This window comes from Dyella telluris, from assembly GCF_014297575.1.
GTDB classification, from domain to species: domain Bacteria; phylum Pseudomonadota; class Gammaproteobacteria; order Xanthomonadales; family Rhodanobacteraceae; genus Dyella; species Dyella telluris.
In genome coordinates, this window is sequence record NZ_CP060412.1 from 4,563,905 (window position 1) to 4,573,720 (window position 9,816).

General features: G+C 64.1%; 6 protein-coding genes. 1 reads left to right on the forward strand and 5 read right to left on the reverse strand.

Annotated elements, in window-relative coordinates:
- Nucleotides 1-235: 235 nt before the first annotated feature.
- From H8F01_RS20045 to H8F01_RS20060, 4 genes are read right to left on the reverse strand one after another with little or no spacing between them, the layout of a single operon-like run.
- Nucleotides 236-2,224, reverse strand: a complete 1,989-nt coding sequence (locus H8F01_RS20045; protein ID WP_187056765.1) for a preprotein translocase subunit SecA — start codon at nt 2,222-2,224, stop codon at nt 236-238.
- Complete coding sequence (locus tag H8F01_RS20050) at nt 2,217-4,361, reverse strand: peptidase M50 (protein WP_187056766.1); 2,145 nt, start codon at nt 4,359-4,361, stop codon at nt 2,217-2,219. The genes H8F01_RS20045 and H8F01_RS20050 overlap by 8 nt, the downstream gene beginning before the upstream one ends.
- Before the next feature lie 10 nt (nt 4,362-4,371).
- Nucleotides 4,372-6,216 (reverse strand): GAF domain-containing protein, encoded by a 1,845-nt coding sequence (locus tag H8F01_RS20055; protein WP_187056767.1) that lies wholly within the window; start codon nt 6,214-6,216, stop codon nt 4,372-4,374.
- Complete coding sequence (locus H8F01_RS20060; RefSeq protein WP_187056768.1) at nt 6,213-7,703, reverse strand: TolC family outer membrane protein; 1,491 nt, start codon at nt 7,701-7,703, stop codon at nt 6,213-6,215. Before H8F01_RS20060 ends, H8F01_RS20055 begins: the two co-directional genes overlap by 4 nt.
- 281 nt (nt 7,704-7,984) lie before the next feature.
- Here H8F01_RS20060 and bamE point away from each other — a divergent pair, with 281 nt between their 5' ends.
- Nucleotides 7,985-8,299, forward strand: a complete 315-nt coding sequence (gene bamE / locus H8F01_RS20065; RefSeq protein ID WP_187056769.1) for an outer membrane protein assembly factor BamE domain-containing protein — start codon at nt 7,985-7,987, stop codon at nt 8,297-8,299.
- Between the two features lie 90 nt (nt 8,300-8,389).
- Here the strand turns inward: bamE and H8F01_RS20070 are convergent, their stop codons facing one another.
- Nucleotides 8,390-9,682, reverse strand: coding sequence for an RCC1 domain-containing protein (locus tag H8F01_RS20070; protein ID WP_187056770.1), 1,293 nt, complete (start codon nt 9,680-9,682; stop codon nt 8,390-8,392).
- Between the last annotated feature and the right edge of the window lie 134 nt (nt 9,683-9,816).

Sequence of the window (9,816 nt, forward strand, 5' to 3'; positions counted from 1 at the left end):
CCGTAGCCCGAGGATGAAGCGCATCCGCGAACGCATGTACAAAACCCAAGATATGGCCCGTACCGATTGTCTTTGGCTACATCGAAATTTTCCGCAATTGAACTCATCGCCACGGCGACCTTTGCGGCATCAGTCCCGAGGCCGTTGAGAAATCCTCACGGTGAGGCTGGTGAGCGTCGTGAATTTCTGGGCAGCCCAGATATGGGCACCTCAGGCGTACTTATGGTTCGAAACGCTACTTGCGCGTTTTACCCACAAAACCCAACGCCTTCACCCATTGGCTGTCTCTCTGCGTGGTATCGATACGCTGTCGACGGTAATGGCGTTCGGCGCGGCCTTGCACATGCGTCACCCAGCGTCTAAACCATCGGCTGCTTTGGTGTCCGCCCCGCACGATCGCCGCGACAATCCTGCGTTCGAATGACGGCACGAAGCGGCGAAACAGTTCGTCGTCGAGACAGACGATGGCCTCGGTCGTGCCGGGGTTGCCCTGGCGCGCGCACCGACCGAACAGCTGGCGATCCACGCGGGCGGATTCGTGGAATTCGGTGAGGATCACATGCAAGCCGCCTAGGGCTTCCACCTCTGCGGCGAGCTTGATGTCCGTGCCGCGCCCGGCCATGTTGGTGGCGACGGTGATGCGTCCCGGTTGTCCGGCCAGCGCAACCGTGTCGGCTTCGCCCTGGTCCTGACGAGCGTTGAGCACGGTATGTTCCACGCCATGCTGTTCGAACAGGCGGCTTAGTTGCTCGGACGCCTCGACCGAGCGCGTACCGACAAGCACGGAGCGCCCGGTGGTCGCCATCGTCGCCGCCCTGGTGGCGACAGACTCCCATCGGCGATCACTGTGGGCATAAACTTGATCGGCCATGCGGCGGCGCCGCGAGGGCTTGTGCGTCGGAATGCGCGTGACCGGCAGGTCGTAGGCGCGCTTCACCTCGGTAGCCACTTCCTGCGCGGTGCCGGTCATGCCGCACAACAGGAGGTAGCGTCCAAAGAATCGCTGATAGGTGATCTGTGCGAGCGTTCGGCGCTGCCCGGATATCTCGCAGCCTTCCTTGCATTCGATCATCTGGTGCAGGCCGCGCTCCCAGGTGCGATCGGGCATGACGCGACCGGTGGATTCGTCGACGATCTGCACCTTGCCGTCGGCAAGGATGTAGTGCTGATCGCGAACAAAGCCATGGACGGCGGAAAGCGCCTTCTGGACGAATTCCTCGCGCCACAACGTGGACTGCCACAATCCGCCAAGCGGGCGCATGGTTTCGCGCACGTGGCGTTTGCCTTGCGGGGTGAGCCAGATGTCGCGATGCGCACCGTGAGCGTAGTGAAGACCCGGTTGCAGCGCCTGCGCCAGATCGATCGATTGCCGATAGATCTGTGGATCGAGATCGTCCGGCAAGGTCTCGGAAATGATGAGCGGCGTGCTCGCTTCGTCGATCAGTACGCTGTCGGCTTCGTCGATGATGGCAATGTGCAGGCCGCGCAGGATGGGCGGCTCGCTGGTGCGACCGCCGCCCAGCGCGCGTACGCGTTGCTGCATCAGCGACATCTCGCCGATGGCGATGCAATCCTTGAGGTAATCGAACGTGAGTTCCTTGTTGCTGACATAAGTGATGTTGGCGCGATAGGCATCACGACGCTGCGCGGCCTGCATGTCCTGCAATACCACGCCCACATCGAGGCCGAGGAACTCGAACAGCTTCTGGTTGTGTTCGGCGTCGCGCTGGGCGAGGTAGTCGTTGACGGTCACTACATGTACCGCGGCGCCCGTCAGGGCGGCAGTACACGCCGCCAGTGTCGCCGCCAGCGTCTTGCCTTCGCCCGTGGACATTTCCGCCAGGCGACCCTGCAGCAGCGTGCGTCCGGCCAGAAGCTGCACGTCGTGATGGCGCATGCCCAGCGTGCGGCGCGAAGCTTCGCGAATGAGCGCGAAGGCGGTGGCAAGCATTGGATCGGTGAAGCCGGTAAGCCGCATGGCGCGCGTACTTTCGTGCAGCGCGGCGCGCAGGCCTTCGTCGTCCAGGGCGCGCGCAGCACCTTCCCGGGCGGCGGTGGCGGCGAGGAAGTGGCGTACTTTGCGCCGATCGAGGCGCGGCAGTTTTCCCAGCCAGCCGCGCAAGCGTTGTTCCCAGGGGGAGTGGCGCGCGTCGAGGCGTTCCAGGTAAGGACCGTCGCCCAGCAGCAGGCGCTTGCCGGCCAGCAGGGCGCGCACGTCAGACATTGAAGTGACTCAGGAACACCTGGCGAAGACGCCGCAAGCACTGCTGCGCCAACGATTCATAGCCGTGATCGAAGCGCACCTGCACGCGCTCGCCGAATACCGGCGTGGCACCCGGCGGCAAGCTGACGTCCACGATGAACACGCGTTGCAGCGTCTTGAGCCCGTTGGCGTCACTGGGTTGGGTGGGAATCTCGCCGCCGGCGTTCATACCCAGCGCCGCGGTGGGCAACTCTTCGACGGCGGCCGGAAAACTGCGGACGAGCGTGGCGTCGTGTGGCACGCCCGGCGAATCGGACAATCGTAGGCTGATGCCGCGCATCCTCGCATGGACGAGGTCGATGTCGTCCTGGCGCACGATCACCCTCACTATCCATTGGCCGTCGCCGAGTACGTAGCCGACCAGTTCGCCTTTCTTGTAGTAGCGCCCCGGCATGTCCTGCGATGTGGGCGCAACGAGGCGTCCGCTGGTGCGCGCCTCGCCGATCAATCGCGCCTGCTTCAACTCCGCGCGATGCACGACATCCTGGGCTTCCTGCAACTGCCGGCCGGAGACGCGTGCCTTAACGGGGTCGGTGAACTGTTCGGCGTCGTAACGCGCCTGCGCCTGGTCGCGCTTGGCGCGATCCACTTCCAGTTCGGAGCGAAGCTGTGGATTGTCCAGCAGGTAAAGCGGTTGACCCTGATGGACCATGCTGTCCGGTGCATGGATCCATTGATTGAAGAACCCGTTCTCGCCCGCGTGCAACATGGCCGTATCCGGCAACCACACCACACCTTGCGCGTGCGTATGCAAGGGCAGTGGAACAAGCACGGCGACGGCACATACCAACGCCAGCGTGGTGCCGGCACGGCGCATGGCGCTGCTGCGCACGCGGTGCAGGGCAGCGGACGTGCGCAGGTGCTTCCACGCCTTGCGCCAGGGTGTTACGAGCAGCGAGAACGCGCTCCAGCAGGCCATGATCACGCCCGCAATGAAGTACTTGGTCGCCACCAGAAAGATCACCGACACCGTGACAAACGTGCGATAGGCCCAGGCCAGCGGTGTATAGAAAAACAGCCAGCGTTGTTCCGCGGGCGTCTCGTCGGGTCGCGCGGCATCGTGGGAGCCGAAGGCTTGGCGATCGAGCAGATAGGCCCACCACGCCTGCCCACGTTGCGCCAGGTTGGGCATTTCGATGAGGTCGGCAAGGATGTAGTAACCGTCGTAGCGCAGCAACGGATTGCCGTTCACCAGCAGGGTGGACACGCCGCCAATCACCATGACGTTGAACGCCACCGCGCGCAGCACGCCGGGTTCGGCCAGCAGCCACACCTGCAACGCCATGGCGGCGAGAAACAGCTCGATCAGCATGCCTGCCGCTGCCACAAGCGCACGTCGGTACTTGGAAGGAAAGGCTGCCGATGCGGACGCTTCCACGTAGGGCACGGGAGCGAAGATGAGAAACATCAAGCCCAGTTCGCGCACCGCGCCACCCCAGCGCCTCACCGCAAACCCGTGTCCCAGTTCGTGCAGCAGCTTCACCACGGGATAGACGGCGAACATCACCATCAAGTTGCTGGACGACAACACGCGATCGGACAGATTGAGCGTCAATTCATGCCAGTGCTCGGCGGCCAGCACGGCGCCCGGAACGACCGCGAGCAGCCACAGAAGCAGGCCCCAACGACTGAAGCACCAACCAACCCATGGCATCAGACGGGTGAGCATGGCGTCCGGATTGAACAGCGGCACCTTGATGCTCATGGGATTGAGCAGCCATTGGCGAAGCGTTTCGTAGCGCTTGCGCCGGTGCCGTTCCATAGCGTCGCCCGAGTCAGGCGGTACATCGGTTTGCAGCAGGTCGGCCGCATGCAATTGCACCAGCAGATCGACCACTTCCGGTTGTGTGCAGGCGTCGCGCGCGTCGGAGGCGTTGGCGCGCTCCCACAGGGTCTGCACCGTATGCGTGCCGTCCATGCCGGCGATGAGGGCGTAGGCGGCGGTGGAAAGTCGATAGACGCGGCCGCCGGTCTGGTCCTGCACCACGTACCAGGGACGACCACGGAACACCACGCGCTGCACGACGGCATACGGCATCAGCCGCGGGCGCAGGGCGGCGACGCTATGCCAGGAAGGGCTGAAGGGTTGGCGCGACATGGCGGCTACCTCACAGGCCCCAGGTCCACAGAGTCATGCGTATCCAGTCGAACGTGGTATGCAGCAGCACCCAGCCAAGTTTGCGTTTGCCGATCTCGACCTTGCCCACGCCTTCCATGCCCGGCAGCAGCACGTTTGCGTCTTGCGCAAGGCGTGCTTCTACCCGATAGAAATTCCGGCCGTCCTGCGCAGTGGCTACGGGCATGATGCGACCCACCGTGAACGGCATGGACCGGCCCGACAGTCCATTCATTACCAGTCGGCCGTGCTGCCCCCGTTCCATTTGCGCGATGTCCCGCTCGTCCACCTGTAGGATGACGCGATAACTGTGCAGCGGCGCGACCTCGAACAGCTTCTTGCCCGCCTCCAGCGGTGTGCCGACCTGCTGGCTCAGATCGCCACTCACCACGACACCGTCGTATGGCGCCAGCACCTTGGCGCGCGCGAGTTTGTCGTCGAGCAGATCGAGCTGCGCCTGCGCCTCGCGCAGCTGCGCACTGACGACCTGGATGGCGGTGAGGTCATGGCCCGCCATGGCCTCACGCAGCTTGTTGTCGTATTGGTCGCGCTCGCTCGACCAGCGTGCCTGCTCGACACGCAGGTCGTGATCGTCCAACTGGGCCATGGTCTGGCCCTTGCTGACCGTATCGCCAGCGCGGACGTATCCCGCGGCGAGAAAGCCCTCGTAGGGCGCCGCCACCACGCGCTGAATCTCGCCCTCGGTGACCGTCTTGGCGGATACGCGATAGTCGACCGGAACCAGGATGAGCAACGCCAGGAGCAGGGCGACGGCGGCCGAAGCTGCTTTCCATACCAGATGGCGCGGCCCGACGATGGCGGCCAGCATGCGCTCGCCCTCGTCACGAAAGCGCTGCAACGAGCTGCGCTCGGCGTGCGTGCGTTGCGCAACGATGGGCGAAAGAAGGCCGCAAAAGGTATCCAGCCACTGGCGATCTTCCGCAGTGAAAGCCTCCGGCTGCGTTCGCTCGATGGTGAGCACGGCGATGCAGCGCGCCTGCGCCGTGACGGGAATGGAAACGACGCGTGCCGCGCCTGTGCGTTCGAGCAGAGCCGCATGAGCACGGAAATGCGCGGCGTCTTCCGTGTCGGTGCCGGTCTCCACCGTCTGTGCAAGATCGCATGCCTCGGCCATCGCCGCGGCATAGGCCTGCACCAAAGGCGAGGCCTTCTCGAACGTGGCTGCTTCTGACAATGCTGCCAGGTTCAACTCTCCGCGATCGACCAGCGCCAAGGCCGCGCGGGAGCCGTCGAAGCGCTGCCGCAGGTCGTTGCATGCGTCGAACAGCGCTTGTTGAAAATGCTCATGACGCAGGGCGACGGCGACGGCTTCCAGCACGCCGAGGCTGCGGCGATGCGCGCTCACCGCCATGTCGTGATCGCGCTTGCCCAAGAGGTTGCTGAGCCACGCACTCGACCAGTGCAACTCGCGCAGCAGCAGCGCCAGCGGCGCGCCAGAGGCGGGCATGGCCAGCACGACTGCTCCGCGAATCTGATCGTGTGCGGTGATGGGCGTGGCAACGTGCAGTGTTTCCTCGTCATCGGGGGATGGCTGCGCCACTACGCGGCGCTCCGTCAATGCACGCTGCACTGCCGTTCCGAGACTTGCCATCTGCGCATCCGCGGATGGCCACACGGCGATCGGAACGTAGTTCTGGCCGTCGTTGGATTCCACCAGCACCGCAGCCTGCTGCACGGACGGAAATTTTTCGCACAACAAGATCAGCCACGCTTCGGAGAACTCGCCCGCATGACGTGCGGTGATGAAGCGTGTCCACGCATCGGCGATGGGCAGGGGCGTCGAGGTGGATTCGGGAAGGGAAGGCAGGGCGCTCATGGCTTTGCCACTCCTGGCGAGTCGACGTGGGCCACCGCCGCGTCGCGCGTCGCCACGAAACAGTGATCAAGTTCGTCGATGTCGGTGATGCTGAGGTCGCCGAGCGTCGACTTGAGCTTGATGTACGAGGTCAGCTGCTGGTATCGCGCGTGGCGCAGGTCGCGTCGCGAGGCGGCCATTTCCTGTTTCGCCGCCAATACATCGGCTTCGGTCTTGAGGCCACGCGAGGTGCCGTGCTCGGCGACGGATAGCGCGCGCCTTGCCGAGGCCAGCGCTGTGCGCGAAGCCTTGGCCTTGGCGAGTCCGGCGCGCCACGCAAGAAAAGCGGTCTTCACATTGAGGAAGGCCTGTCGTCGCGCGGCCTCCAGATCTTCGTTCGCCTTGTCGCGCAGCGCGATGGCTTCGGCCACCTTGGCGGACTGCGTGCCGCCGGAATAGATCGGCACGTTCAATTGCAGTCCCAACGTGAGCGTGCGAATGCGATAGCCGGACTGCCCCGGAAAGTTGCCCACGTTCTGGTCGTTGTTGCCATAGGAGGCCACGACATCCAGCGTGGGCTTGTGGCCGGCACGCTGCTTGTCCACTTCATCGTTCGCCGCGGCGACCGCACGCACGGCGGCGCTCAAGGCGGGGCTGTGGGAGTCGACGAGATTCAGCCAGGCATCCATGTCGTTACCGACCAGATCGGGCAACTCGATGCCATCGTCCAGATAGGGCTGCTGCAGGTCGTCGGCGGTGCCGATCCATTGCTCCAGCGCTGCGAGCTTGGAAGCATGTTCAAGTTCGGCAGATGCGGCGTCTGCCGCCGCCTGCTCGTATTTGGCGCGCGCATCATCGGCCTGTGGCTCGCCATGCGAACCCAACTCAACACCGCGGCGCGCGATGTCCCATTGCGCCTGCAGCGCATCGCGCTGCGCAGCGGTGAACTCCATGCCGTCGCGCGATTCCATCAGGTCGAACCAGGCTTGCGACAGCTTTTGATAGAGCTGCTGTTCGGTGTCCTTGAGCTGGTATTCCGCCTGACCGGTCGACTCTTCGGCCTGGTGGAGCGCGGCGACATTCGCGGCACGCCACAGCGGTTGGGTGAGGCTGATCTGGTCGGTGTTGGCGTGATAGCGGTCGTGCATCGTGCGCGTGAGATTGTCCAGCGTGTCGTAGCGACGCCGGTTGCCGTTGGTGTTCGCGGTCAGGCTGATCTGCGGAAGCATGGCGCCATAGGCCTGGCGCGTGCGTGCGCGCGACGCATCGAGATTGGCCTTGGCGGCGCGGAAGCCCGGTTCGCTGTCGTGAGCGATGTCGAACAGTTCGCCAAGCGACGTGACCGGCTCGGTGGCGCGCGCGGGCACAAGAACCAGCAGCAGAAGAAACGCCAGCCACACGCGCAACGCGCCGACCTGACGCCACTTGGAATAGCCGTCCAAATGCAATAGCCGGAACGGCCCGCCGAGCGACCTATCGGCATTGACGTAATAACCTTCGCGCAGCACCTCAAATCCCTTCGCTGTGCCCGGAGGGAGAGGTGGGTCCATCATGGACCCAAGGCGAACCGCACCGCGATTTGTCGCGATGCCAGCACTCGTCTAATCCGGCTTTTCCCCCTGTAGCAAAGCCATTCTGGCACCGTCTTGGGCATGCGCCAAGGGGGTGCGGCGTTCATTTTCCGCAAGAAATTGCGCGCTAGCGAGATTGCCGCAACCGGCCGATCCGCCTACCATGAACCTACGAAAGGCCAGCGCATGGCGAGCAGTCGCCAGATTCAGGGGGAGTCATGAAGCGCATACTTGGAACGGCCGCCTTGGTGGTCGCGTTAGCCGGTTGCCACGCCACCGGACAGAAGATCACCCGCCTCGATCCCGGCAGCAGCAGGGACACCGTATTGGCGACGCTGGGGCGTCCCGACGCGGTGCGCACGTTCGGCGATTTCGAGGTCTACACATACCTCGCGCGCCATCGCAAACGTACCTCGCTCTCGCACACCGACTACACCGTGGTGCTGAAGGAGGGGCAGGTGGTGCAGTTCGGGCCTGGGCTGGCGCAGCGTGAAGGCTTGCACGGCGTCACGATTGTGCCGCCGCAGGGTTGATGGCTGCGCGAGCGCAGCAAGCACCTTTGAAAGCAAGCTTCGTGTCGGTCGGCGAATGATGTGTCGACGAGTGCGCTGAGCGGTGCACGCTCAGTGCCTTCCCCACACCCACACCTTTCCTTGATCGTCGATGGCGGCGCTGCTGTTGTGTCCGGCGGCGATGCGCGTGATGTGCCCGATGCCCGGCACCTGGCGCGGCCAGGGCGTATAGCCTGCGTACTCGCCTCCCGGGCCTTCGGCCGTGCACGTCGCCTGCAGTCCGTCTAGCGCGCGGAAGCGCGGGCCGATTTCCGTATCCTGGTTTTCACCCCATGCCCAGACTTGGCCTTCGGCATCAAGCGCCAGCACATGGCGCCTGCCTGCAGCGATCTGCCTGATGGAAGGAAGCCCTTGGACGCGTAACGGCTTTTCACTGTAGGTCATCTGCACAGGGCTCAGTTGCGGTGGCACACCGAGCTGCCCGCAGCTGTTGTAACCCCAGCCCCATACGACACCGTGGATGTCGAGTGCGAAGTCGCTGGCGTAGTTGGCGGACACCTGCGTGATGGCCGGAAGCCCCTCGACTTTGCGCGGCATGCCATCTACCTTGCCGGAAAGATGCTGCGCCTCGTCATCGTGGTCGGGGAAGGGGCAGTAGCTCCAACCGGGTACAGGCTGCGTGCCCCAGGTGGAATCGAAATTGGGGTGGGACAGATTGCCCCATGTCCACACCTGCCCGTTTTTGTCCAGCGCCATGCTGCCGCGCATTCCCGCGGCGACGGATGCTACGGGCCTGAAATCGGGTACTCGCTTGGCATAGGGTGTATTCGTCTGCGTCGTTTGGCGTGCCAGCTGCCCGCAGTCGTTGAGGCCTTGCGACCACAGCAAGCCCTCGGTGCCCACCAACAGCAAGTGCTGATCGCCCGCGGCCAGGCTAGCGGTCTCGGGCACGTCCACGCTCTCCAGACTGGGGCATGGACGTGGGCCGGTGCTGCAGGAGATCGGAACGCTCCAGCCGGTGGCGAGGAAAGTGCGGCCATGTTCGGTCAGTACCGCCCTTCCGGTGACCTGGACGATCTTTCCGGCATCGGGAAACGCCTTGGCAAACACGGTTGCATCCACGAGGCGGACAGGGGCAGGGTCATCGCACTGGGTATCGGCGCGGGTATAGGTCCATACGTTGCCGTCTTCGTCCACGATCAGCACGCCACTGCCGAGGAATCCCACCGATGTCGCTCGCCCAGGCAGTGGCAGCGCTTTCGGCGGATTTTCGCCAAAGCGAGGGCAGAATGCCGGGGTTTTGGCTGTCTGCGGTCCAACAAGCGTGGGTGCCTTCAGCAGACCAAGGCCCACTGTGCACAGCAGTGCAAGCAGTAGGGTCATGAACAACGCTTTGCGGACCATGGAATCCATGCCTTGGAAAGTCAGGGAATAAGGTACGTCACGGGGCCGGCAAGATTGCACCGGCCCATCACACAACGGCTATCGGACGATCGAAAGGGCAGGCTCCGCATGCATCGGAGCCTGCCTTCGTCACG